This window comes from Burkholderia sp. BKH01, assembly GCF_025685725.1.
In the GTDB taxonomy this organism is placed as follows: Bacteria; Pseudomonadota; Gammaproteobacteria; order Burkholderiales; family Burkholderiaceae; genus Burkholderia; species Burkholderia pyrrocinia_C.
Genome location: NZ_JAOTQT010000035.1, coordinates 37,166 through 61,502, shown reverse-complemented (window position 1 = coordinate 61,502; position 24,337 = coordinate 37,166). Strand labels below are relative to the sequence as shown.

Sequence of the window (24,337 nt, the reverse complement as noted above, 5' to 3'; positions counted from 1 at the left end):
GGCATCGGCAGCGTGGGCCGCTTCACCGTCGGCCGGCGCGGCCATTGCCGTTTCGGCCGACGCGCGCGGCGCCGGCAGGCAGCGGGTCGCGGGCACCGCGCTCAGGTGCCGGTGGCCGGCCGCCGCGAACGCGTCGCAGATCGCGCGGAACCACGCGCGATCGACGACGGCCAGCACGCGGCGCCCGTCGGGGAGCACGGCCGGATCGAGCGCGATGTGGCAGCCGAGCGGATCCTGGATCAACTGATCCTCGACGATGTTGGGCAGCGCCTGGCGCAGCTTCGGCCCCTTGAGCGGCGGCACCTTCGCGGCCAGCAGCAGCACGTCGCGCGCGGCGACGATCAGCACCGTCGCATTCGCGCGCGGCAGCAGCGAGAGCGCGGCGCGGCCCGCGCGCTGCACCTGGCCGGCCTTGTCGACGAGCATGAACGGCAGCTCGGGCCACTGCCATTCCTGCAACGGCACGGCAGGCTCGCGCGGCGGCAAAGAAACAATCAACGTGCTCACAAGAGCTCCTCTCCCGAATGGCGTCGTTATAGCTGGTCGCGGATACGCACGACCCGCGTCGAGTGCGTGGTCGGATCACGATACACGAGCGAGGTGCGATCGACCTCCGCGCGTTCGTGCTGGATCCGGCCATGCACGATGAAATAACTCGAATTGACGTCGACGAGGCTCGCGTCGGTCGTCACGTTCGGCGCACCGGCGCCGCGCAGCGCGAGCTGCACGTCGCCGACGTTGCGGAAAAACACGGTCTCGCGGCGCGACACGAGCGCCTGCGCGGACGACACGCTCATCCCCGGCACAAGCGCCGCGACCACCTCGGCCGGCGCGGTGTTCATGTTCACGGGCGTCGTGGTCGGCAGCACGGTGACGAACGGGCGCAGCCGCGCGACCATCTCGGGCGTCACGCCTTCGACATCGAGCAGGCTGTCGACGCTCGTCATCATCAGCGGCGCGGGCCCGCGATCGCCGCCGGACAGCCCCGGATCGTCGGTGAAACCGCCGGTCTGCATGTCGCCGCCGGGTACCGGCGCGGTCGCCGCATTGCCGCCGCCGGGCAGCGTCGGCATCTGGAAGCGCGTCGCCGAATGCAGCAGGCCCGCGCGCACCTGCAGCGCGATGCGCTTCGCGAACGCGCCGTCGTAGCCGAGCGTCGTCAGCAGGCGCTGGAAGGCCTGGAGCTGCGTGACGTTCAACTGCAGCACGCCGGGCGCCGGCGACGACACGAGGTTGCGCAGGTTGAACTTCGCCTGCGCGTCCTCGATCGAGCCGGAGATATAGGTGTCTTCGCCGCCGTTGTCGTTGGGTGCGCCGATCCGGCCGAGGAAGTCCGACAGCTTCGTCTTCGCGATCGGTACGCCCCAGATCCCGCCGAGATACGTGATGCCGGGCGCCGTGTCGCCTTCGGAGCGCAGGATCATCCGCGTCCAGTCGAGCGCGCCGCGCGCGACCCACTGCGCCTGCGCGATCACGCGCTGGTTCTCGATGCGGCGGATCTGCACCTGCTGGCGCCACAGCATCCCCGAGACGAGGATCGCCGACAGCGCGACGACGAGCAGCGCGGTGATGATCGCGGCGCCACGCTGGCGGCCGCGTGCATGCGTGCGCGCGGCGGCGCGGTGGGTGGTGAGCGGACGGAGAGGGCGCGCGCGCATCGTCATTCCCCGACGAGGAACACGCGCGTGACCGGCACGCGCAGCGACGTCGCGCCGATGCTGACCTGCAGCCCCGTCACCGCGCGTTGCGGCGGCGCGTTGCCGATCTGCGGCACCTTGAGCGCATCGTTGTTCTGCGCGAGCGCGTCGTCGGCGGTCTGCAGGTTGGTGGTCCAGCCCACGCGCGGCACGTACAGCTTCGCATCGATCGCGCCGACGCCCCCCATCAGCGCGACCCAGGTCCAGCCTTCGACGCTGCTGTCCTTCAGCACGCCTTGCAGCCGGTTCGCGTCGTCGATCGGCGGCGATGCATAGCGCACGACGCGCCCGCCGGCGATCCGGTAGCGGACCACCTGCAGCCGCGGCGCGGCGCCCGGCACGTCGAATTCGCGAACGATCTGCAGCGTATTGCCGGCGACGCCGATCGCCGGCTGGCCGGCCTCGTCGTCGGTCGCGGCAAGCCGCGCGTCGATGCGCATCTGGTCGAACATCTGCGCGAAGACACGCTCGTCTTCCATCGCGGACGCCACCTTGTCGCGGCCGCGCATGACCTGGTCGAGCCCGCGCCACGCGAGGATGGCGACCACCGCGAGGATCGCGATCGCGATCATCAGCTCGATCAGCGTGAAGCCCCGGGCGGGGCGCGCGTGCGGGCGTCGCATCGGCGCGTCAGAGCGGACGGCTGGTTTCATTCGCGACCACCGTCACCATCTGCGCGAGCACGCCGGCGCGCCCGGGCATGCTCACCGAAACCCGGACGCGCCGGAACACGGGGTTCGGCGTGGCGCTCACGCTCTGCGTGCAGACGAGCTGCACGTTGCCTTGCGAACAGTCGAAACTCTGCTCGCCGATCTGCGGCCACGCGTGCGTGAGCCGCAACTGCGCGAGCGCATTGTCGGCGCTCCAGCCGGCCAGCAGCCGGCGATGGAGATCGGATGCGTTGGTCGCCATCGTGCCGACCGCGCGGATCGACGCGGCGAGCGCGACCGCGATGATCGCGAGCGCGACCAGCACCTCGATCATCGTGAAGCCGCGCCCCGCAGGGAGTCCCCTTGGAGCGCGCGCGCCGACGAAACCCGACGCAGGCCGGTTTGCACAGGAAGTGCCCGGCCCTGCAGGAAGTCCCGTCGGGGAAGCGGGGCGCGACGAAGAAACGGGGAAGGGCAGGCGACGACGCATCGTCATTGCACCTCGTAGCGGCCGTTGCCGGTGCCGACGATCGTCGCGCTGCCAACGGCCGAATGCAGCGTCACGCGCACCGGCGTGTCGATGCTCTCGGTGCCGAACACGACGCGATTCGTGCGCGTGTCGGAGCCCGGATAGTCGATGTCGGCGCCCGTCACACCACCGTCCCAGTCGCGCGGGCGCAGCAGATCGTCGCGCAGCGTGCGCCAGCCGTCGGGCGAGCTCACGTCGAAACGGAAGCCGTGCGCGGTCGGTTGCCACGCGATCGGGCGCGCGCGCACTTGCGCCTCGTCGCCGGCCGTCTCGAACAGCAGCGCGATGCGCTGCGCTTCCTCGCGCAGGTCGGTGCGCGGATTGCGCGTCAGCGACAGCGACGCGAGCGACACGAGCAGCCCCGCGATCACGAGCACGACCAGCATTTCGAGCAGCGTGAAGCCGCGAGCGCACCGCACGCAGTGCTTCATCGGCCCGCCATCGGCACGCGCCGATACGGACGGCGCCGTGCCGCGATGCGCACGGCAATCGCGGCCGCAGCGGGAGGTCGTGCGAATGGCGAGCATGAAGAGCGGGAACGAAGCGTCGGGACGATCAGTGCCGGCTTATTGCCACGAACCGATGTCGGAGTCGTTGCTCTCGCCGCCTTCCTTGCCGTCGGCGCCGTAGCTGAACACGTCGATCTCGCCGTGCACGCCCGGATTCAGGTACTTGTACCCGTTACCCCACGGATCGTTCGGCAGGCGCTCGAGGTAGCCGCCGTCCTTCCAGTTGTTCGGGATCGGATCGGTGGACGGCTTCTGGATCAGCGCATTCAGGCCTTGTTCCTGGGTCGGATAACGGCCGTTGTCGAGACGGTACAACTTGAGCGCCTGCATGATCGTGCCGATGTCCTGCTTCGCGGCGATGCGGCGCGCCTCGTCCGGGCGGCTCATGATCTTCGGCACGATCAGCGCCGCCAGGATCCCGAGGATCGCGACCACCACCATGATCTCGATCAGCGTGAAACCGCGCTGACGACGCACGGCCGCGTTGCGGCGAGTGATCCACGTTTGCATGACTGACTACCTCTTTCCAAAAAATATCGTCGATTGAGTGACGCACCCGGCACATCGGACGATTACCTGACGGCAACCTTCCGGACCCGCGGGCGCGGAGCACGCATTGTAAGGCGCGCATCGCCGAGGGCTTTCACCCAACGCAAATTTCATATACATCCGTACAATAGCGCGCATGAACGCGCTCTCGATCCGGATTCTTTCCCTAGCCCTCTTCGCGGGTTTGTGCGCGACGGCCACCTACTGGGTCGTCACGCTGTCGGCCCGCGAAGCGCCGCTGCCCGCCGCCGCCGCGCGGCCGCCGATCCGCACCGAGGACGCCGCGGCGCTCTTCGGCGGTCAGCTCGACAAGAATCCCGTGCAGGACATCCACCTGTTCGGCATCCTCGCGCTCCAGCGCGGCGCCGCCGCGATCATCGGCGTCGGCGGCGAACCGCCGCGCGCGGTGTCGCTCGGTGCCGAGGTCGCACCCGGCGCGAAGCTCGCCGAAGTCCGCCCCCGCTCGATCATCGTCGACCGCAACGGCGCCCGCGCTGAAATCCAGCTCCCGGCGAACACGCCGTCCCCCGCGATCTACATGCGCTGAACGGCGACGGCCTCACCAACCGTGTCAGGCCGTCACTGCACCATATTGTTCAGCTCGATGATCGGCAGCATCACGGCCAGCACGATCACGAGCACGATGCCGCCCATCGCCAGGATCAGCAGCGGCTCGAGCAGGCTCGTCAGGAACATCGTGCGGCGTTCGAGCTCGCGCGCTTCGCCTTCGGCCGCGCGATCCAGCATCGTCGTCACGTCGCCCGTCGCTTCGCCGGAACGGATCAGGTGCACGAGCACCGGCGGAAACGTCTTCACGTTGTTCAGCGCGCGCGACAGCGCGGAGCCTTCGCGCACGCGCACGATCGCGTCGTCGATGTTCGCGCGCATCGCGCGGTTCGACAGCGTCTCGCCAGCCGCCTGCAACGCGCGCAGGATCGGCACGCCGGCCGCAGTCAGGATGCCGAGCGTGCTCGCGAAGCGCACCGTGTTGTAGCCGCGCACGAGCTTGCCCGCGAGCGGCGCGGTCAGCACCCAGCGGTCGAACGCGAGCCGCGGCCCGTCGCGCGACAACGTCGCCTTCACGAACCACACGATCAGCGCGACCGCGATCAGGATCGCCCACCACCAGTGCCGCACGAATTCCGACAGCGCCATCATCACGACCGTGAGGATCGGCAACTGCTGCTTCGTGCTCGCAAACACGTTGACGACCTGCGGCACCACGTAGCTCAGCAGGAACGTCACGATGCCGAACGCGATCAGCGTGACGATGCCCGGATACGTGAAGGCCAGCAGGATCTTCTGCTTCAGCGCGTTGCTCTGCTCGATGTAGTCGGCCAGGCGCGACAGCACGATGCCGAGCTTGCCCGTATGCTCGCCCGCCGCGACGAGCGCGCGGTAGATTTCCGGAAAATCGCGCGGATGCTGGCCCAGCGCATTCGCGAGCGAATGGCCGCCGAGCACCTCGGCGCGGATCGCGGCCATCAGTTCGCGGATGTAGTCGCGTTCGGCCTGCTCGGTCAGCACGCCGAGCGCCTCGTCGAGCGGCAGCCCCGCGATCAGCAGGCTCGCGAGCTGGCGCGTGAGGATCGCCTGTTCGCGCTGCGACAGCTTGCGGCCGAACGCGAGCCGCTGCGTACGCGCGCCGCGCGTCGCGCTGGCGGCCGGCTCGACGACGAGCGGCGTGAGCCCCTGCGTGCGCAACTGGCCGCGCGCGGCACGCGCGCTGTCGGCATCGATGACGCCTTTCTGCGCGTGTCCCGCCGCATCGATCGCTTCGAAACGGAATGCCGGCATCGCGCTACGCGCCTCCCGTCACGCGCAGCACTTCCTCGAGCGACGTCGCGCCGGCGGCAAGCCAGCGCTCGGCGTCGTCGCGCAGCGTGCGCATCCCTTCCGCGCGGCCGGTGGCCAGGATCTCGGCATCGGCCGCGTTGCGATGGATCAGCGAGCGGATCGAATCGTCGACCAGCAGCAGTTCGTATACGCCGCGCCGGCCCGCGTAGCCCGAATGCCCGCACTTGTCGCAGCCGACCGGATGCCACAGCGTGCGGCCATCCTCGTGCCGCTCCTCCTTGCAGACGGGGCAGAGCTGCCGCACCAGGCGCTGCGCGAGCACGCCCAGCAGCGACGATGCGAGCAGGTACGGCTCGACGCCCATGTCGGTCAGACGCGTGACGGCCGATGCCGCATCGTTCGTGTGCAGCGTCGCGAGCACGAGGTGGCCCGTCAGCGACGCCTGCACCGCGATCTGCGCGGTTTCGAGGTCGCGGATTTCGCCGATCATGATCACGTCCGGATCCTGGCGCAGGATCGAGCGCAGCGCGCGGGCAAAGGTCATCCCGATCCGCTCGTTCACCTGCGTCTGGCCGATGCCGCCGAGGTCGTATTCGATCGGGTCCTCGACGGTCATGATGTTGGTCGTCGCGGTTTCGAGCCGCGACATCGACGCGTACAGCGTCGTCGTCTTGCCCGAGCCCGTCGGGCCCGTGACGAGCACGATGCCGTGCGGTCGCGCGATCAGCTTGTCGAACTGGACGAGCGTGTCGCGGCCCATCCCGAGCGCTTCGAGATTCAGGCGCTTCGCATCCTTTTCCAGCAGACGCAGCACCGCGCGCTCGCCGTGCCCGGTGGGCAGCGTCGACACGCGCACATCGACCGGCCGGCCGCCGACGCGCAGCGTGATGCGGCCGTCCTGCGGCAGCCGTTTCTCCGCGATGTCGAGCTGCGCCATGATCTTGATCCGCGAGATCAATGCGCCGTGCAGCGCCTTCTTCGGGCGCACGACGTCGCGCAGCGTGCCGTCGACGCGAAAACGCACGACGGACGAATTCTCGAACGGCTCGATGTGAATGTCCGACGCCTGTTCGCGCGCCGCTTGCGTGAGCAGCGCGTTGATCATCCGGATGATCGGCGCGTCGTCTTCCGACTCGAGCAGATCCTCGACTTCGGGGATGTCCTGCATCAGCCGCGACAGGTCGACTTCGCCTTCGACCTCGCCGACCACCTGCGCGGCGCTGCCGTCCTGGCGCGCGTATGCCTGGTTGATCGCCTGCGCGAGCTCGTCGGCCGGCACGCGGTGCACGGAAATCGAGCCGAAGTTGCGCGCGATCTCCGCAAGCGCGGCGTCGCTCGTGCGTTCGCTGATCCACACCTCGAGCGTGTCGTCGAGCTGGTGCGCGATCAGCACCTGGCCGCTCTTCGCGAAGCCGTACGGCAACAAGCGCGCGGCGAGCGGCGACGGCGGCTGCCGTTCGCCCGGCGCGCCGTCGTGGGCGGAAGACGCGAGCACGTCGCTCACTGCGAGGCTCCCGGGGCCGTCAGCGGCTGTTGCGGCACCGCCTGCTGCGGCACGCTTTGCGGCTGCGCGGGCGTCGCCTCCGGCAACGGCTGGGCCGGAACCGGCGCCACCTGGCGCTGCATCTGCTGGCGGCGCATCTTGTCGAGATCGAACAGGTTCCCGGCCGGCGTGCCGCCCTGGCTCGGGCCGAGCGGCATCGGCGGGACGATCGGGTCGTCCTTGTCGCGAATCACGTTGTTGTCCGACTTGTACGCGCCCGTCACGCCCTGGATGTAGTCGTAGCGGTTGGCCGTGACTTCCTGCGCGGTACTGCGGTCGGAGATGATCACGGGCCGCAGGAACACCATCAGGTTGGTTTTCGCGCGCTGCTTCGATTCCGAACGGAACAGCTGGCCGATCCACGGGATGTCGCCGAGCAGCGGCACCTTGCTGTTCGACACCTGATAGTTGTCCTGCATCAAGCCGCCGAGCACGATGATCTCGCCGTTGTCCGCGAGGATCGTCGACTGGATCGAGCGCTTCGTGAAGGTCGGGCCGGTCTGTGCGCTCGTGGTGCCGGCGACGACCGCCGAATCCTCGGTATAGAGCTGCAGCTTCAGGATCCCGCCGTCGGTGATCTGCGGCTTCACGTGCAGCGTCAGGCCGACGTCGCGCCGGTCGTAGGTATTGAACGCATTGCTCGTCGTGCCGCTTGTCAGGTTCGAATACGAACCGGTCGCGATCGGCACGTTCTGGCCGACGACGATCTTCGCTTCCTCGTTGTCGAGCGTGATCAGGTTCGGCGTCGACAGCACGTTCGCGTCGCTCACGCCCGCGAAATACTGCAGCAGCGCGCCGAGCCCCTGCACGCCGAACATGTTGTGCAGCCAGCCGATGTTGAGGCCCTGGGTCAGCGTCGAGAGGTTGGCCGCCAGCCCGGTGGTGGCTGCCGTGCCGCCGGTCGTCAGGTTGACGATGCTGTTGCCCAAACCTTGCGTGGGGTTCAGGTTCGTGCCGCCGAGAAACTGGCCGCTCGCCACCTGCCACTGGATGCCGAGGTTGCCTTGCGTCGTCGAATTCAGCTCGACGATCAGCGCTTCGATATAGACCTGCGCACGCCGCGCGTCGAGCTGGTCGATCACCGAGCGCAGGTTCCGGTAAACCGGATCGGACGCGGTGATGATCAGCGAGTTGGTCGCCGCATCGGCCTGGATCATCCCGCCCGGCTGGTTGTCGTCGCCCTTGTCCTTGTCGCCGCCGAGCAGGCCGGCGCTGCCGAGACCGCCGCCGCTGCCCGACGAGCCGCCATACCCCGACGACGAGGACGACGAACCGCCGAGGCCGCCCGACGGCAGCGGCGGGGTGCCGGACGACCCGGTCGAGAAGTTGCCGCTCGACGACGAGCCGCCGCTCTGGTTGAAGCTGTTCGCATCGTTGGACGACGCCGACGAGCCGCTGTCGCTGCCGCTCTTGCCGAGCATCCCGCGCAGCGTCTTCGCGAGCTTCACCGCATCGGCGTTGCGCAGCGGCACGACGTGCATGTTGCCGGGCACCGCGCTCGGTGCGTCGAGCTGCTGCACGAGACGCTTCGCGGCCGCGAGGCGCGATGCGCTCGACGCACGCAGCATCAGCGAGTTGGTGCGCGGGTCCGCCGTGACCGACACCTTCAGCGTTGCATCGCTGTTGCCGATCGCGCCCGGATCGAGCATTTTCTGCAACTGTGCGGCGAGGTCGATCGCGTTCGCGTTGCGCAGCGGAACGACCTGCACCTGCGCGCCCGCGGCGCTGTCGACGCCCGCGATGATCTGCGCGATGCGGCGCACGTTGTCCGCATAGTCGGTCACGACGATCGTGTTGTTCGCCGGGTAGGCCGTCACCGTGTTGTTCGGCGAGATCAGCGGCCGCAGCACGGGCAGCAGGTTGTTCGCCGATTCATTGTGCAGCTCGAACACCTGCGTGATCACCTGGTCGCCGCGCGCCTGCGGCGCGTTGCCGACATAGGTCGGCACGCCCTGCAGCTTCGCGTCGGCCTCGGGCACGACCTTCAGCACGCCGTGATCCTGCACGAGCGCGAAGCCCTGCATGCGCAGCGCCGACTGCAGCGTCTTCAGCGCCTGGTCTTCCGGCACCGGACGTTCGGCAACGAGGTTGAGCTGCCCCTTCACGCGGGGGTCGACGATGATGGTCTTGCCGGTTGCGGCGCCGATCGCCTTCGCGACCTGGTCGATATCCGCGTTCACGAAGTTGAGCGTGACCTGAGCGTAGGCGGCCTGCGAGACGATGATGCCGGCGACGACGAGGGTCGTGGCAATGCGCCGCATAACGAAGCGATTTCTTGTCATGGATGAATGGGTCGATGCCGGCTCAGGCCGCTTCCGGCGGTAGTGCTGGGATCCAAGTCCGAAAAAGGCGACATTAGCAGTTTTTCATGTCCGAAATATCACATTGATCCGAAGACTGTCTCACATACGACATGTATCGGGCGAGTCGTATGTGATATGTAAGATTCGGTGCTATACCGGCATGCCGGCCATCGCCCCCGTTTCGCGATGAATCGACACGGAAATGCGGTATAACCCGGCTGTCGTATTTCCGCATGTCGCAACCTGACGGACTGTCGGTATGATACGTGCGACGGGTTTCTCGCCGCACGAATAACAGGCACGGGTTTTCCCGACCTTCGCGCAATTCCTTTTCCTTTTTCGCACCATGAACAGACGGTTCGCTTCGGTTGCGTGGATCGCCGCCGGCGTGTGGTTCGCCAGCGCAAACGCTCGCGCGGATTGTTTCGATGAGGCCGCCAGATACCAGCAGGTCAATCCGCTGATCCTGCGCGCGATCGCATGGCAGGAATCGCGTAACCGGCCCGGCGCGCTGAACAAGAACACGAACGGCTCGATCGACTACGGCCTGATGCAGATCAACTCGGTCCACCTGTCGACGCTGTCGCGCTACGGGATCGACCGCGGCACGCTGATGGAGCCGTGCAAGAACGTCTACGTCGCCGCGTGGCATCTGAAGCAAAAGATGAACCGCTACGGCAACACGTGGCAGGCCGTCGGCGCTTACCATTCCGAAACGCCGTCGCAGCGCGACAAGTACGCGCGGCAGATCGCCGGCATCCTGACGCAGTGGAAGCTGCTGCCGCCCGCGCAATGACATCGCGCCGCATCGCGGCCTGACGCAGTGCCGGCCGGCCGGCGCGCGTTTGATGCACAATGCGGGCTCACGCCGCAGGTTCGCCCGCCCGCGGGCCGATCGCGCCCCGGAAGGGGGCGGCGGCCGCTTTTTCATCTTTTCCGTTGGTGTGTACCGCAATGAACCAGCCGTTGCCCGTCACCGTGCTGTCCGGCTTCCTTGGCGCCGGCAAGACCACGCTGCTCAATCACATCCTCGCAAACCGTGCGGGCCTGAAAGTCGCCGTGATCGTCAACGATCTCGCGGCGGTCAACATCGACGCGTCGCTCGTGCGCGACGCGCAAGCGCTGTCGCACGTCGAGGAACGCCTCGTCGAAATGTCGAACGGCTGCATCTGCTGCACGCTGCGCGACGACCTGCTCGTCGAGATCCGCAACCTCGCGTCCGAAGGACGCTTCGACGCGATCATGATCGAATCGACCGGTATCGCGGAGCCGATGCCGATCGCCGAAACCTTCACGTTCGTCGACGACGACGGCGAGTCGCTGTCGAAAATCGCGCGGCTCGACACGCTCGTCACCGTGGTCGACGCGTACAACTTCCTGCGCGACTACGGCTCCGACGACGCACTCGCGACGCGCGGCATCGCCGCGTCGGAAGAAGACGACCGCACGCTCGTCGAGCTGCTGATCGAGCAGATCGAATTCTGCGACGTGCTGGTGATCAACAAGGCCGACCTCGTCGGCGCGAACGAACTCGCTCGCCTGCAGCACATCCTCGCGCGGCTCAATCCGCGCGCGCACCAGGTCGTGTCGACGTTCGGCGACGTGCCGCTCGACGAAGTGCTGAACACGGGCCGCTTCGATTTCGACGAGGCCGCGAATGCACCGGGCTGGCTCGCGTCGCTCGATCACGATCACACGCATTGCGACGATCCCGACTGCCATGACGAACATCATGCGCACGTGCACGGCGAAGCCGACGAATTCGGGATCGGCAATTTTGTTTACCGCGCGCGCCGGCCGTTCCATCCGGCACGACTCTGGGCGCTGCTGCACCAGGAGTGGCCGGGCGTGCTGCGCAGCAAGGGCTTCTTCTGGCTCGCGACGCGCAACGACATCGCGGGCTCGCTGTCGCAGGCGGGCGGCGTATGCCGGCATGGCCCGGCAGGCCTCTGGTGGGCCGCGCAGGACCGCGCGGAATGGCCGGACGACGACGAGCTGCTCGATGAAATCCGTGCCGAATGGCACGGCGATCTCGACGATCGCACGGTCGGCGATCGCCGCCAGGAACTCGTGCTGATCGGCATCGCGCTCGACGCCGATGCATGGTGCGAGAAACTCGACGCGTGCCTGCTGACCGATGCGGAATTCGCCGTCGGCGCGGCGGGATGGAGCGCGTTCGACGATCCGTTCCCGGCGTGGGATGTCGATTCGCACGACGACGACGATCACGGCGACACGCAAATCGTGCATGCCTGACAGCGCGGTAACGGCTTGTAAAAACAACCGTTAAATCTTGCAAGAGCGGTGCGGACTGTGGCGAAAACGCCGCGCGCGCCCAACAAAAAACCCGCCGAAAGGCGGGTTTTTCCTGGAACAGGCGCTGGTTTAACGCTTGTTGACGGCGTCCTTGAACGCCTTGCCAGCCGTGAACTTGACCGTCTTGGCTGCCGGGATCTTGATGGTTTCGCCGGTCTTCGGGTTGCGGCCCGTACGTGCTGCGCGCTTGCCCGAACCGAAGCTGCCGAAGCCGATCAGCTGAACCGCATCACCCTTCGACACGGCCTTCTTGATGACTTCGAGCAGCGTGTCCAGCGTTTCGCCGGTTTGAGCCTTGCTGGCGCCCGTTTGGGCGGCGACGGCGTCGATCAGTTCCTGTTTGTTCATTAAGGTTCCTTTATCAGGTTAGGTTGACACGAACAGCGCGAACGCGCCGATTATACGTGCGCGAACCGTGCCGTCGAGAGTCAGACTCCGACGGCACAGCGCCGAATCCTGGCCCGCGCGACGCGCCCTCCGGCTTGCCGGCGGCCACCCCGCGGTACGGCGTTGCTATGATAGCGCAGCGCAAACCCAATAACGACAAGGGTTTCAAAGATTTTCATCGGTATTTCGCCGAATGAATCGTCGATTACCTGTTTTTTGACCTGCGCCAACCGAACAGGATACGCAGCGCGGTCCGCCCATGCGCCGCCCCGTTGGCTTTTTCCAACGGCCGGTCGGACGGCCCCGCGCAATCCCTTGCCAGGCTTGGCTGCCACGTTTTTTGTTTCGCATGCCCGACCGACTTGTTCCCGCCACACTCGCGCTTCGCGACGATGGCACGCTCGTTTCGCCCGAGTACGGCGACCTCCATCGCAGCGCATCAGGTGCGCTTGCGCATCACGTGTGCGTCTCCGGCAACGGGCTGCCGGCGCGCTGGCAAGGCCGCCGCACGTTCACGATCGTCGCGACGGGATTCGGCGCGGGCAGCCACTTCCTCGCGACATGGGCCGCGTGGCGCGACGATCCGGCGCGCTGCGAGCGGCTGCATTTCGTCGCAGTCGAGCCGCATCCGTTCTCGCGCGACGACCTGCGCCGCGCGGTTTCGCATATCGTTGCGAACACAACCATATCGGCCGACGTATGCGCACTGGTCGACGCATGGCCGATGCTCGTGCCGGGCCTGCACCGGCTCGAATTCGACGAAGGGCGCGTGGTGCTCACGCTCGCGTTCGGCGATGCAGTCGACATGCTGACGAAGCTCGTCGCGCGCGCCGATGCGTTTTATCTCGATGGCTTCACATCGACGGGCGACGCGGATCTCCGCGCGACGGACGTGGTTCGTGCGCTTGCGAAAATCGCCGGCGAAGGCGCGACGTTTGCAACGCATGCGAATTCCGGCGCCGCGAAACACGCACTCGGCGAATCGGGTTTCACGTATCGCGAAGTCGACGATTCGCTCGTCGGAGAATATGCGCCACGCTGGCGCGCGCGCCGGCACGAGCCACCGCGCGCACTGCCCGTTGCGGCACGCCGCGCAATCGTGATCGGCGCGGGCCTGGCCGGCTGCGCGGTCGTCGAACGCCTGGCCGCGCGCGGTTGGGACGTCACGCTGATCGAGCGGCACGAACGGATCGCGAGCGAAGCATCAGGCAATCCGGCCGGCGTATTCCATCCGCTGATGACACGCGACGACAACGTCGCAAGCCGACTCACGCGCAGCGGTTTCCTGCACGCGATCGCACGCTGGCGCGCACTCGAACGCGCGGGCCATGCGTTCGCGCGCAGCACGCACGGCATGATTCATCTCGCCGAATCGGCCGACGACTTCGCGCGGATGCGCGATGCATTCGATGCGTTCGGCGCGCCGTCCGACTATGTATCGCTGCTCGATACCGATGCCGCGCGCGCGCATCTGAACCTGCCGGTCGCGCATGGCGGCCTGCTGTTTCCGCACGGCGGCGCCGTCTGGCCGGCCGGGCTGTGCGCGGCGCAATGCGCGGCGGCCGGCGAACGCGTGCGCTTGCTCGCGTCCACCGGCGTCGCGCGGCTCGAGCGGCTCGAGCGGCGGGGCGACACATGGCATGCGCTCGATGCGGCGGGCGGCACGCTGGCCGAAGCGCCCGTCGTCGTGCTTGCGAACGCGGGCGATGCCGTGCGTCTCGCGGGGCTGCAGCATGTCGTGCTGCAGCCGGTGCGCGGCCAGCTCACGCTGCTGCCGCCGGGCAGTACGGCACCGCTGCCGTGCCCGGCGATCGGCGACGGTTACGCGGTGCCGCTCGACGACGGCACGCTGCTGATCGGCGCGACGTTCGAACCCGACGACGTCGATCCCGCGATGCGCGCGGCCGGCCACGTCGAAAACCTCGACCGCGTGCGGCACCTGCTGCCGGGCCTGATCGGCGACGTGCCGGATCTCGACACGCTGCGCGGCCGCGTTGCATTCCGCTGGGTCGTCGGCGATCGCCTGCCGCTGATCGGACCGCTCGCGGACGAAGCGCAGGCCGTCGCGAACGCACGCGCGCTGAGCGGCGCAAAGGCGCGCGATCTGCCGCGCACGCCCGGCCTCTACGGCGCATTCGGCTTTGGCTCGCGCGGCCTCGTGTGGGCCGCGCTCGGCGCCGAACTGATCGCATCGCAGCTCGAAGGCGAGCCGTGGCCGCTCGAGCGCGAACTCGCCGAAGCCGTCGATCCCGCCCGCTTCCTGATCCGCGCGCTGCGCGCGCGCCGCGTCGGCTCGGCCGGCTGATCGGCCAGGCCAATCGCTCACAGTTTCCCGATTTCCCCGCGCAAGGTTATCCACTCGACGTTGTGGATAACCTTGCGGAATCCGCGCGCGCTTCGTGTGTAATCACAGTGGACGTAAACTGGGTAACTCGGCACAGCTGTGAGGTGGCCCCAAAGTTGCTCATCTCAAACTACTGTGCACGAACAGCCTGTGCAACGGGTTATGGTTTCGCCAAGGTATTGATCTGTCGGCGTAAACCGAAGTTATCCACAGAACTGTGCGTCCTTTGTTAACTTCTACTACGTATATATACAGGTAAACCTTTGAAACCAAAGACCTGCGGTGCCGCACAGCGCCGCGAGTCGTATTCAATGGGTTCCAGACCGAAAAAGCTGTGGCACAATCGGTTTCCTTCGCGTTCGTTCGGCCAGGCGCCGGACGTGCTTCAATGGAACGGTCGGCACGATTTCGAATCTGAATCTTCGAGACTGCGCAGTCCGTTCACACACCAGGCCGACAATCCAGATCGGCAACCTGTGCGACTTTCCGCCGGATGGCGGAACAGGCGGACCCCATGTCCCGCCGTCGTCGACCACAACAATCACATTCGGGGCGATACCCAGCCGGCGCGCATCCATTTCTGACGCTTGACCCCGCGTCGCTGGCGGTTGCTTCCAAAGGAGAAGTCACCACGATGAAGTCGGCGTTCTCATTCCTGCCCAACTGGCCGCTCGCGCCGGATGCCGTGTTCTGGGCCGGGCTCGCGCTGTTCGCGGCCGGCCTGTGTGGCGAACTGTGCTATCGCGCATGGCGCCTGCCGCGCATCACCGGCTATGCGGTGATCGGTCTCGTCGCCGGTTCGTTCGGATTCGGCGTGATCGACGCGAGCACCGACGAAACCTCGCGGCTGCTGATCGACGTCGCGCTCGGCCTGCTGCTGTTCGAGCTCGGCAGCCGCCTCGACCTGCGCTGGATCCGGCGCAATCCGTGGCTCATCGCGTCGAGCCTCGCGGAAGCCACGCTGACGTTCGTGCTCGTGCTGTTCGTGATGCTTGCGCTCGGTGTTTCGGGGATGGTTGCGCTCGTGCTGTCGGCGATCGCGATCGCGACGTCGCCGTCGATGGTGATCCAGCTCAAGACCGAACTGCGCGCGGAAGGGCAGGTGTCGCAGCGCCTCATCACGCTGACCGCGCTCAACAGCGTGTACGCGATCGTGCTGACCAAGCTCGTCACCAGCTGGCTGCACCAGGAAGCGTACGGCAACGTGTTCGCGACGATCCTGCAACCCGTCTATCTGATCGCCGGCTCGTTCATCGTCGCGTACCTCGTCGCGCGTTCGTGCAATTTCCTGTTCCGTCACATGACGTCGACGATGCGCGACGAGCATTCGTTCGTCGCGCTGTTCGGGCTCGTGATGCTGGCGATCGCGGTGGCACAGGCGCTGAAGCTGTCGACGCTGCTTACGCTGCTGCTCGCGGGCATCATCGTGAAGAACCTCGAAGCGCGTCCGCAGCTGTGGCCCGAGCATTTCGGCACGGCCGGCTGGCTGCTGACGGTGGTCCTGTTCGTGCTGACGCTCACGTCGTTCACGTGGGGCGACATCGCGCTCGGCGGGCTGCTCGCGATCGTGCTGATCGTCACGCGGCTCGTCGCGAAGCTCGCCGGCGTCGCTGCGTTCGCGAAGCCGAGCGGCATCGGGATGAAGCAGGGCGTCGCGCTCGGCATCGCGCTGACGCCGATGTCCGCGCTGTCGTACCTGCTCGTCGACGATACCTACCAGCTCTATCCGAATTTCGACCCGCACCTGCGCGCGATCGTGATGTGCACGATCGTGGTCCTGCAGCTCATCAGCCCGTTCGTCGTCTACCGCTGCCTGTCGGCGGTCGGTGAACGCAGCGACAGCAACTGATTCCGGAACCTGCCATGGCACTCGAAACCTTCGTCAATTCCGAACCGTTCACGTTCGGCGTCGAACTGGAGATCCAGGTCGTCAACACGCACAACTACGACCTGACCAAGGCCGCATCCGACCTGATGCGCCTGATCCAGGGCGAGACCTTTCCGGGCAACATCACGCCGGAAATCACCGAGAGCATGATCGAGCTGTCGACCGGCATCTGCCATTCGCACGAGCAGGCGGTCAGCGAGCTGCATGCGATCCGCGACGTGCTCGTGAAGGCGGCCGACCAGCTCAACGTCGGGCTCGCCGGTGGCGGCACGCACGCGTTCCAGCAATGGAGCGACCGGCAGATCTACGATGCGCCGCGCTTCCAGTACATCTCCGAGCTGTACGGCTATCTGGCCAAACAGTTCACCGTGTTCGGCCAGCACGTGCATATCGGCTGTCCCGATCCGGACAGCGCGCTGTTCCTTCTGCACTCGATGTCGCGCTTCATTCCGCACTTCATCGCGCTGTCCGCGTCGTCGCCGTTCGTGCAGAACGTCGATACGGGCTTCCATTCGGCACGCCTGAATTCGGTGTTCGCGTTCCCGCTGTCGGGCCGCGCGCCGTTCGTGCTGACCTGGGACAGCTTCGAGGAGTACTTCATGAAGATGGTGAACACGGGTGTGGTCAACTCGATGAAGGACTTCTACTGGGACATCCGCCCGAAGCCCGGCTACGGGACGATCGAGGTGCGCGTGATGGATACGCCGCTGTCGGTCGACCGCGCGGCGGCGATCGCCTGCTACATCCAGACGCTCGCGCGCTACCTGCTGACCGATCGGCCGCTGAAGCTGTCGGAGGACGACTACCTCGTCTACACGTTCAACCGTTTCGAAGCGTGCCGCTTCGGGCTCGAGGGCACGTGCGTGAATCCTCAGACGGGTGAGCGCCGCACGATCGCCGAGGACATCCTCGACACGCTCGACAAAATCGCGCCGCATGCGGCCGCGCTCGGTTCGCGCGCGGCGCTCGACGAGATCGGTGCGCTTGCCAAGGCACGCGTGAACGACGCATCGTGGTTGAGAACCGTTTTCAAACAGGAAAAATCGCTGAACGAGACGGTCCGGCAGCAGTGCTTACGTTGGCGTGAATGAAAAAATGTTTTGCAGATTGCAGGCTCGACCGCGTCGCGATTCGCTGAACGACGGTCGGCGCCGTTTCGGGCCGAAATCGTCGCCAGTCGTCCTTAAAATCTGTGGATAACCCGATATTCCGCTGCAAAGTCAATGGTCTGCGGGTGGGATAACCCGGTGGATCATTGCCGTCCGCCCGATGGCCGATCGGAACAGGAAAATGCTGGCGCGCCCCGTTCCGCGGGCTCGGGGCATAACAGGCACAACGAAAAATTTCAGTTATCCAGCGATTTTCCACAGAATGCAGGGGATAACTTAGCTGTGCGATTTTCCGCTCTCGCTTAGAATGTCGGCTTTGCGGACACCGGAACGACGCGTGTCTCACCGGTCGCCGCGAACGCGACCGCCGCGTGTGCCTCGCGACGGCCGTGCTGATGCACTCGCAAGAGTGCGTCTGTTTTGAGATGGACATTCGATCTCCACACTACGGCCGCTCGGTAATCCGGGCGGCGGCAAAGCGAAAAGACTATGAGCGAAGGCGTTTACGGGAACCAGGCTTCGGGACGTGTCACCCACAGCCTGCTGCGGTTGAGTACGGCCATGCGAAGCCAGGCATGGGATTGGGCGGAAGGCGCGGGCCTCACGCCGACGCAGGGCGAGATCCTCGTGCTGCTGCTGCAGCGCAAGGGTCCGATGCGGCTCGGCGAGATCGCGCGCGAGACGCAGCTCACTGCGGCGACCACGAGCGATGCGGTCAGCACGCTCGAGACGAAGGGGCTCGTCGAGAAGCGCCGTGCGCTGGACGACGGCCGTGCGCTGGCCGTGCGCTTGTCGGCGCGTGGCCGCACGGCCGCGAAGAAGGCGCTGCAATGGCCTGAATTCCTGACGAAAGCGGTCGGCAAGCTCGGCGCGGACGAGCAGGGCGCACTGTATCGCGCGCTGCTGAAGACGCTGCGCGAGCTTCAGGTGGCCGGTGCGACGCCGCCGCAGCGCATGTGCCTGACGTGCGCCCACTTCCAGCCGGGCAAGCTGTCGAAGAAGACCGTGCATCACTGCGCGGCACTCGACATCTCGATGTCCGACAGCGACCTGCGTCTCGACTGCTCGGTGCAGGAAGAAGCCGACGCGGCGACGCAGAAGAAGACCTGGAAGATTTTCGCAGGCTGACGTCCGTCGATCGACCGGGAGGCCGATGATGAACGCTGAAGTCGTGGCGATCCGCCACGTGCATTTCGAGGATCTCGGGAGCTTCGAGCAGGTGCTCGGCGAACGGGGCCGGCGGGTGCGCTATGTAGACGTCGGATCGTCGCGGTTCGAGGTGCTCGATGTGCTCCAGCCGTCGCTGTTCGTCGTGCTCGGCGGGCCGCTCAGCGTGTATGACGATGCGCAGTATCCGACGATCGCGCCGCTCGCGGCGCTCGTGCGCCAGCGCATCGACGCGGGGCTGCCGATCCTCGGCATCTGCCTCGGCGCGCAGTTCATCGCCCGTGCACTCGGCGCGCGCGTCTATCCGGCTGCGCAGCACGAACTCGGCTGGGCGCCGCTGACGCTCACCGACGCCGGCCGCGCGTCGCCGTTGCTCCATCTCGATGGCGCGGCGACGTCGATGCTGCACTGGCACGGCGATACGTTCGACCTGCCGGGCGGTGCGATCCATCTCGCGTCGACGCCGGCCTGCCGCCACCAGGCATTCGCGTGGGGGCAGCACGTGCTGGCGCTGCAATGCCATCCGGAAATCCGCACCGACCGCTTCGAACCGTGGCTGATCGGGAACGCCGGCGAAATCGCGGCGACGCCCGGCGTCGACGCAAGTCAGTTGCGTGCCGATACCGCGCAGTACGGCCCCGCGCTCGAGACGGCCGCACGGCGAATGTTCGCGGAGTGGCTCGACAGCGTCGGGCTCTGACGCCGCGGGCGGCGTCGTTCGCCGCGAATCCTTGGCCCGGCCGGCATCCGTTGCAGGCCGGCGCGCCGCTGCATGCGACGCGTTTCCTGCCGCGCCGGCAACCTGCTGCCGGCCGTACCTGACCGTCCGCTTACTGCCGATCGCGCCATCTGCACGCTTCAAGCCTGCGTGCTACGCTCGTCCGCTCTTTCCCTTTCCAGGCGAGCGGCTTCCATGACTGCGCTGTTTTCTCCATTCACGCTGCGCGGCGTGACCCTTCCGAACCGGATCGTGATCTCCCCGATGTGCCAGTACTCGGCCGAACGCGGTGAAGCGACCGACTGGCACATGATTCACCTCGGCCATCTCGCGCTGTCGGGCGCGGGCCTGCTCTGCATCGAGGCGACCGCCGTGGAACCCGACGGGCGCATCACGCATGCCGACCTCGGCCTCTGGGACGACGTGACCGAAGCCGCGCTGAAGCCCGTGCTCGCCGCGATTCGCAAGCACTCGCCGGTTCGCATCGCGATGCAGTTGTCGCATGCGGGGCGCAAGGCGTCGAGCGAGGTGCCGTGGAACGGCGGCCAGCTCGTGTCGGTCGCCGACGGCGGCTGGCTGCCGCATGGGCCGTCGGCCGTGCCGCACAAGGAAGGCGAGACGCCGCCGCTCGCGCTCGACGCCGCGGGGCTGAACCGGATTCGCGACGCGTTCGCGGCCGCCGCGAAGCGTGCCGCGCGGCTCGGCATCGACGCGATCGAGGTGCACGCGGCGCACGGCTACCTGCTGCACCAGTTCCTGTCGCCGCTCGCGAACTGGCGCACCGACGAATACGGCGGCTCGCGCGAAAACCGGATGCGTTTTCCGCTCGAGATCTTCGAGATCGTGCGCGCGGCGTTTCCGGAAGACCGGCCGGTCGGCGTGCGCGTGTCCGCGACCGACTGGGTCGAAGGCGGCTGGGAACTCGACGACACGATCGCATTCGCGCACGAACTGAAGCGCCGAGGCTGCGACTGGATCGACGTGTCGTCCGGCGGCGTGTCGCCGCTGCAGAAGATTCCGCTGTCGCCGGGTTACCAGGTGCCGTTCGCGCAGGCGGTGAAGCGCGCGGTCGGCATGCCGACGATGGCGGTCGGCCTGATCAACGAGCCGGCACATGCGAACCGGCTCATCGAGGCCGGCGATGCCGATTTCGTCGCGATGGCGCGCGCGATGCTGTACGACCCGCGCTGGCCGTGGCACGCGGCGGCGGAGCTCGGCGCGCAGGTGACGGCGCCGCCGCAGTATTGGCGCTCGCAGCCGCGCGAGCACAAGGCGTTGTTCGGCGACATCGCGTTCGGCCAGCGTTGAGCGTCGAGCGCGCAATATTGCGCGCGATGTTGAACGAAGCAATATCGAACGTGTAGGATGCGGATGATTCGCCGCATGCCCCGACGCGGCACCGACCGGTGCCGCGTTTTCGTTTGGTGCGCGCCGGGCCGCGATCGCGGCCGTCTTCCATTCATTCGTCTTCACAAGGATTCGTTCGATGAGTTCACGCAGGATCGCGGTGCGCCGCTCGGGAGTACACGGCAAGGGCGTGTTCGCGGTGGCGCCGATCAAGGCCGGCGAACGCGTAGTGGAATACAAGGGCGAGCGAATCTCGTGGAAGGAAGCGCTGCGTCGCCATCCGCACGATCCGAGCGAGCCGAACCATACGTTCTACTTCGCACTGGACGAAGGCGGCGTGATCGACGGCAAGATCGACGGCAACAGCGCGCGCTGGATCAACCATTCGTGCGCGCCGAACTGCGAAGCCGAGGAAGTCAAAGGGCGCGTGTACATCCACGCGCTGCGCGACATCGGGCCGGAAGAGGAGCTGTTCTACGACTACGGCCTCGTGATCGACGCGAAGCTGACGAAGAAGCTCAAGCGCGAATACGCATGCCATTGCGGCGCGGCTTCGTGCCGCGGCACGCTGCTCGCGACGTCGGACGACGGCGAGAAGAAGAAAAAGAAGAAGGACAAGAAGGACGGCAAGTCCGAATCCAGCGCGAAGGACAAGAAAAACAGGAAGTGATGCAGGCGGCAGCGCATCGTGCGCTGCCGTTTCAGCAGACGGCTGCCGTGTCGCGCGGCAGTCCTTCCTGTTTCCTTATCCGTCGGGCCGTCCGCTCAACGGCCAGCCGACGCGAATCGCGTGGCGATCGCTCAATGCGCCGATGCGGCGGCCGGCGTTTCGCTGGCCGGTTTCTCCGTGCGCTGGGCGAGCGGCACCCGCACCACGAAGCGCGAACCGCCTTCCGGCGCATCCTCGTACGACACGGTGCCGCCATGCATCGCGATGATGTCGTGCACGATCGCGAGGCCGAGCCCGGCACCCGTCTCGACGCCGTTGCCGCTTTGCGCGTCGCCGCGGAAGAAGCGCTTGAACAGGTCGGCCTGCTGGTTCGCGGGCACGCCCGGGCCGTTGTCCTCGACGACGATCTCGGCGGCCGGCAGGCCGTCTTCGAGCGCACTGCGCGCGACGTTCACCGTGATCCGCGCGCCGTCCGGCCGCGCGAGCGGCACGTATTTCAGCGCATTGTCGAGCAGGTTCGCGATCACCTCGCGCAGCAGCACGGGGTTGCCGCGCACGAGCAGCTTCTCGTCGTCACCGGGGGCGTCGCTGCGCTGGAAGCCGAGGTCGACATGCGACGCGAGCGCGCGCGGGACCCATTCGGCACCCGTCTCGAACGCCATTGCGGCGAGGTCGACGTCGACGAACCGCGCGGCCTGTTCGCCCGGCTCCGCGCGGGCGAGCGACAGCAACTGGTTCGACAGCCGCACCGCGCGGTCGGCGGCCGCACGCAATTCGCGCACCGCGGCGAAGGTCTGGTGCGGGTCGCGCGCGACGGCCGCCTGTTCGGCATGCAGCTTCACGGCCGTGAGCGGCGTGCGCAACTGGTGCGCGGCATCGGCGATGAACTTGCGCTGCGCGTCGAGCGCGGTCTTCAGGCGGCCGAGCAGCGCGTTCATCGCGCTCGTCAGCGGCCGGATCTCCAGCGGCACCTCGGTTTCGTCGACCGGCTCCAGCGACGTGTGGGTCTGCCGGTTCAGCGAATCGGCGAGATGCGTGAGCGGGCCGAGCTGCTGGTTCACGACGCGCCACACGATGCCCCAGCCCGCGAGCAGCAGCAGCAGCAGCGGCATCATGATCGCAACGAGGAATTCGGCCGCGATCCGGTAGCGGTGCCGCACCGGTTGCGCGACCTCGACGACCATCGGCTTGCCGCCTTCGACATCGTCGACGCGTACCTGTGCGACGCGCACCGCGCGGTTGTCGTATTCGGCTTCGAACACATACGCGTGATGCATGCGGCGCACGTTGATGCCCTGCAGCGGCAGCTTCGGATCGCCAGCGAGCTCCTGTTCGCCGTCGCTGATCCGGTAGATCAGCGCTTCGGCGGGATCGGAGAACATCGCCTGCGCGAGCGGCGGCACCGTGAACGGCGCGTCGGGGCCGGCGATCTGGATCTGTTTCGAGATGGCGGTCGCGAGATCGGCGAGCGAACGGTCGATCACGTGCTGCGTGTATTGCCACGCGAGCCAGTAGGCGATCAGGCCGCTCATCAGCGCGAGCATCGACAGCGGTGCGGCGAGGCGCCGGAGCAGCGAGCGGCGCAGGCTGGTGGTCACAGCCGGATCAGGAGACATTTCGACGGGCAAATGGATAAGCGCCGCTCACGGGGAGCGGCGCGGTCGTGCGCCGGGCGGCGACGCGGAGCAGGGCACACACGCCGGCGGCACGCGGCCGGCGGGCGCGCGGCCGCTCAGACGCTCGCCGTCTGGCGGATTTCCTGCAGCAGGTAGCCGAAACCTCGCACCGTGACGATTTCGACACGGCACTGCTCGAGTTTCTTGCGCACGCGGTGCACATAGACTTCGATCGCGGTATCGCCGAGATCGCCGCCGAAGTGCGTGAGGTGATCCTGCAACTGGGCCTTGCTGACGACGCGGCCGTGACGCAGCAGCAGCATCTCGAGCACCGCGAATTCGCGCGGCGACAGTTCGAGCGGCTTGTCGTCGTTGAAGATGCGGCGGTCGACGCCCGACAGGCGGACGCCGCCGAGCGACACTTCCGGACGCGGCATGTCGCTGTGCGGGCCGCTGCGGCGCATCACCGCGCGGATGCGCGCTTCGAGCTCGGCCGGCTCGAACGGCTTGAGCATGTAGTCGTCGGCGCCCGAGTTCAGGCCCTGGATCCGGTCGTTCAGCTCGTCGCGTGCGGTCAGCACGATGACGGGCGTGTGGCGATTGGTCTGGCGGAAACGCGTGAGCAGCGTCATCCCGTCGATGCCCGGCAGGCCGAGGTCGAGGATCACGAGTTCGTGGCGGTTTTGTGCCAGCGCCTGTTCGGCAAAAATGCCGTCATGCACCATGTCGACGGTGAAGCCAGCCTGCTCGAGGCTGCTCTGGATACCGCGTGCGATGGGGCGGTCGTCTTCGATCAGAAGGAGTCGCATGAAGTTCGCTCAAGTACAATGGGTTGGCGGTTCAGGCACGCGGACAGCACGAAGCCGTTTCCACAGGGGCGCCGCATCGCGTGACATCAAGCATGGCGGCCAGCGAACGATTAAATCCAATCATGTCCGATATTTCGATCAACGACCTTGAAGCCGCGATCAATTTCTGGCGCGCCCGCTCGCCGTCGAGCGGCGACGAACTCAAACTCTGCGAAGAGGCCAGCGCGCTCTCCAAGCCGTATGCGCTGCTGATTGTACAGCGCGAAAGCGCGCTGCAACTGGAAGGTTTGGACCCCAAGGCGCGGAAAGCATACGAGACTTACGTGCGCCTTAAGGATGGCTTGGAAAGCTGAAGGCTTTCGCTGACTACATCGTAGAAAACGTTCATC

At 66.9% G+C, this 24,337-nt stretch carries 23 protein-coding genes; 11 read left to right on the top strand and 12 right to left on the bottom strand.

Annotated elements, in window-relative coordinates; genetic code table 11:
* The 6 genes from gspL to gspG form a co-directional block, all read right to left on the bottom strand.
* The coding region (gene gspL, locus OEJ37_RS32290; protein WP_263349038.1) for a type II secretion system protein GspL at positions 1 to 507 on the bottom strand (507 nt) is incomplete at its 3' end.
* A gap of 26 nt (positions 508 to 533) precedes the next feature.
* The gene (gene gspK / locus OEJ37_RS32285) at positions 534 to 1,658 is read right to left on the bottom strand and encodes a type II secretion system minor pseudopilin GspK (protein WP_263349036.1); all 1,125 of its coding nucleotides are present in this window, start codon (positions 1,656 to 1,658) and stop codon (positions 534 to 536) included.
* Positions 1,659 to 1,660: 2 nt separating this feature from the next.
* The gene (locus tag OEJ37_RS32280; protein ID WP_411859303.1) at positions 1,661 to 2,320 is read right to left on the bottom strand and encodes a type II secretion system protein J; all 660 of its coding nucleotides are present in this window, start codon (positions 2,318 to 2,320) and stop codon (positions 1,661 to 1,663) included.
* A 7-nt stretch (positions 2,321 to 2,327) separates the two neighbouring features.
* Positions 2,328 to 2,843 carry a type II secretion system minor pseudopilin GspI gene (gspI, locus tag OEJ37_RS32275; RefSeq protein WP_263349032.1) on the bottom strand — a complete coding sequence of 172 codons (516 nt, stop codon included), beginning with the start codon at positions 2,841 to 2,843 and terminating at the stop codon, positions 2,328 to 2,330.
* Positions 2,840 to 3,403, bottom strand: a complete 564-nt coding sequence (locus tag OEJ37_RS32270) for a GspH/FimT family pseudopilin (RefSeq protein WP_263349029.1) — start codon at positions 3,401 to 3,403, stop codon at positions 2,840 to 2,842. Before OEJ37_RS32270 ends, gspI begins: the two co-directional genes overlap by 4 nt.
* 39 nt (positions 3,404 to 3,442) lie before the next feature.
* Complete coding sequence (gene gspG / locus OEJ37_RS32265; RefSeq protein ID WP_006751354.1) at positions 3,443 to 3,895, bottom strand: type II secretion system major pseudopilin GspG; 453 nt, start codon at positions 3,893 to 3,895, stop codon at positions 3,443 to 3,445.
* A gap of 175 nt (positions 3,896 to 4,070) precedes the next feature.
* On the opposite strand from gspG, the gene OEJ37_RS32260 reads away from it, so the two are divergent.
* Positions 4,071 to 4,481 carry a type II secretion system protein N gene (locus OEJ37_RS32260; RefSeq protein ID WP_152860492.1) on the top strand — a complete coding sequence of 137 codons (411 nt, stop codon included), beginning with the start codon at positions 4,071 to 4,073 and terminating at the stop codon, positions 4,479 to 4,481.
* Positions 4,482 to 4,513: 32 nt separating this feature from the next.
* Here OEJ37_RS32260 and gspF read toward each other — a convergent pair whose 3' ends face one another.
* From gspF to gspD, 3 genes are read right to left on the bottom strand one after another with little or no spacing between them, the layout of a single operon-like run.
* Complete coding sequence (gspF, locus tag OEJ37_RS32255; RefSeq protein WP_034183807.1) at positions 4,514 to 5,731, bottom strand: type II secretion system inner membrane protein GspF; 1,218 nt, start codon at positions 5,729 to 5,731, stop codon at positions 4,514 to 4,516.
* A gap of 4 nt (positions 5,732 to 5,735) precedes the next feature.
* Positions 5,736 to 7,226 (bottom strand): type II secretion system ATPase GspE, encoded by a 1,491-nt coding sequence (gspE, locus tag OEJ37_RS32250; protein WP_321574827.1) that lies wholly within the window; start codon positions 7,224 to 7,226, stop codon positions 5,736 to 5,738.
* A gap of 5 nt (positions 7,227 to 7,231) precedes the next feature.
* Positions 7,232 to 9,556 carry a type II secretion system secretin GspD gene (gene gspD / locus OEJ37_RS32245; protein WP_263349024.1) on the bottom strand — a complete coding sequence of 775 codons (2,325 nt, stop codon included), beginning with the start codon at positions 9,554 to 9,556 and terminating at the stop codon, positions 7,232 to 7,234.
* 367 nt (positions 9,557 to 9,923) lie between these two features.
* Between gspD and OEJ37_RS32240 the strand changes: the two genes are divergently transcribed.
* The gene (locus tag OEJ37_RS32240; protein ID WP_263349023.1) at positions 9,924 to 10,373 is read left to right on the top strand and encodes a lytic transglycosylase domain-containing protein; all 450 of its coding nucleotides are present in this window, start codon (positions 9,924 to 9,926) and stop codon (positions 10,371 to 10,373) included.
* A 146-nt stretch (positions 10,374 to 10,519) separates the two neighbouring features.
* Positions 10,520 to 11,833 carry a GTP-binding protein gene (locus tag OEJ37_RS32235; RefSeq protein ID WP_317891544.1) on the top strand — a complete coding sequence of 438 codons (1,314 nt, stop codon included), beginning with the start codon at positions 10,520 to 10,522 and terminating at the stop codon, positions 11,831 to 11,833.
* Between the two features lie 129 nt (positions 11,834 to 11,962).
* On the opposite strand, the gene OEJ37_RS32230 is transcribed toward OEJ37_RS32235, so the two are convergent.
* Positions 11,963 to 12,241, bottom strand: a complete 279-nt coding sequence (locus OEJ37_RS32230; protein WP_006401505.1) for an HU family DNA-binding protein — start codon at positions 12,239 to 12,241, stop codon at positions 11,963 to 11,965.
* Between the two features lie 388 nt (positions 12,242 to 12,629).
* Here OEJ37_RS32230 and mnmC point away from each other — a divergent pair, with 388 nt between their 5' ends.
* From mnmC to OEJ37_RS32195, 7 genes are all read left to right on the top strand, one after another.
* On the top strand, positions 12,630 to 14,585 hold the full coding sequence (mnmC, locus tag OEJ37_RS32225; protein ID WP_263349018.1) for a bifunctional tRNA (5-methylaminomethyl-2-thiouridine)(34)-methyltransferase MnmD/FAD-dependent 5-carboxymethylaminomethyl-2-thiouridine(34) oxidoreductase MnmC: 1,956 nt from the start codon (positions 12,630 to 12,632) through the stop codon (positions 14,583 to 14,585).
* A 673-nt stretch (positions 14,586 to 15,258) separates the two neighbouring features.
* Positions 15,259 to 16,473: a cation:proton antiporter gene (locus OEJ37_RS32220; protein ID WP_152860504.1), complete on the top strand. Its 1,215-nt coding sequence runs from the start codon at positions 15,259 to 15,261 to the stop codon at positions 16,471 to 16,473.
* 14 nt (positions 16,474 to 16,487) lie between these two features.
* Positions 16,488 to 17,603, top strand: a complete 1,116-nt coding sequence (locus tag OEJ37_RS32215; RefSeq protein ID WP_174418321.1) for a YbdK family carboxylate-amine ligase — start codon at positions 16,488 to 16,490, stop codon at positions 17,601 to 17,603.
* A gap of 507 nt (positions 17,604 to 18,110) precedes the next feature.
* The gene (locus OEJ37_RS32210) at positions 18,111 to 18,749 is read left to right on the top strand and encodes a MarR family winged helix-turn-helix transcriptional regulator (protein WP_027788730.1); all 639 of its coding nucleotides are present in this window, start codon (positions 18,111 to 18,113) and stop codon (positions 18,747 to 18,749) included.
* 28 nt (positions 18,750 to 18,777) lie between these two features.
* Positions 18,778 to 19,488 carry a glutamine amidotransferase gene (locus OEJ37_RS32205; RefSeq protein ID WP_263349015.1) on the top strand — a complete coding sequence of 237 codons (711 nt, stop codon included), beginning with the start codon at positions 18,778 to 18,780 and terminating at the stop codon, positions 19,486 to 19,488.
* Between the two features lie 213 nt (positions 19,489 to 19,701).
* Complete coding sequence (locus tag OEJ37_RS32200; protein WP_152860510.1) at positions 19,702 to 20,814, top strand: NADH:flavin oxidoreductase/NADH oxidase; 1,113 nt, start codon at positions 19,702 to 19,704, stop codon at positions 20,812 to 20,814.
* A 178-nt stretch (positions 20,815 to 20,992) separates the two neighbouring features.
* The gene (locus tag OEJ37_RS32195) at positions 20,993 to 21,523 is read left to right on the top strand and encodes an SET domain-containing protein (protein ID WP_152860512.1); all 531 of its coding nucleotides are present in this window, start codon (positions 20,993 to 20,995) and stop codon (positions 21,521 to 21,523) included.
* A gap of 131 nt (positions 21,524 to 21,654) precedes the next feature.
* Here OEJ37_RS32195 and OEJ37_RS32190 read toward each other — a convergent pair whose 3' ends face one another.
* Entirely contained in the window at positions 21,655 to 23,139 is a 1,485-nt protein-coding gene (locus OEJ37_RS32190) for a sensor histidine kinase (protein ID WP_174418319.1), read from the bottom strand.
* Between the two features lie 116 nt (positions 23,140 to 23,255).
* The gene (locus OEJ37_RS32185) at positions 23,256 to 23,948 is read right to left on the bottom strand and encodes a response regulator transcription factor (RefSeq protein WP_006401494.1); all 693 of its coding nucleotides are present in this window, start codon (positions 23,946 to 23,948) and stop codon (positions 23,256 to 23,258) included.
* Positions 23,949 to 24,070: 122 nt separating this feature from the next.
* On the opposite strand from OEJ37_RS32185, the gene OEJ37_RS32180 reads away from it, so the two are divergent.
* Complete coding sequence (locus tag OEJ37_RS32180; protein ID WP_034183818.1) at positions 24,071 to 24,301, top strand: DUF3717 domain-containing protein; 231 nt, start codon at positions 24,071 to 24,073, stop codon at positions 24,299 to 24,301.
* The last annotated feature ends 36 nt before the right edge of the window (positions 24,302 to 24,337 follow it).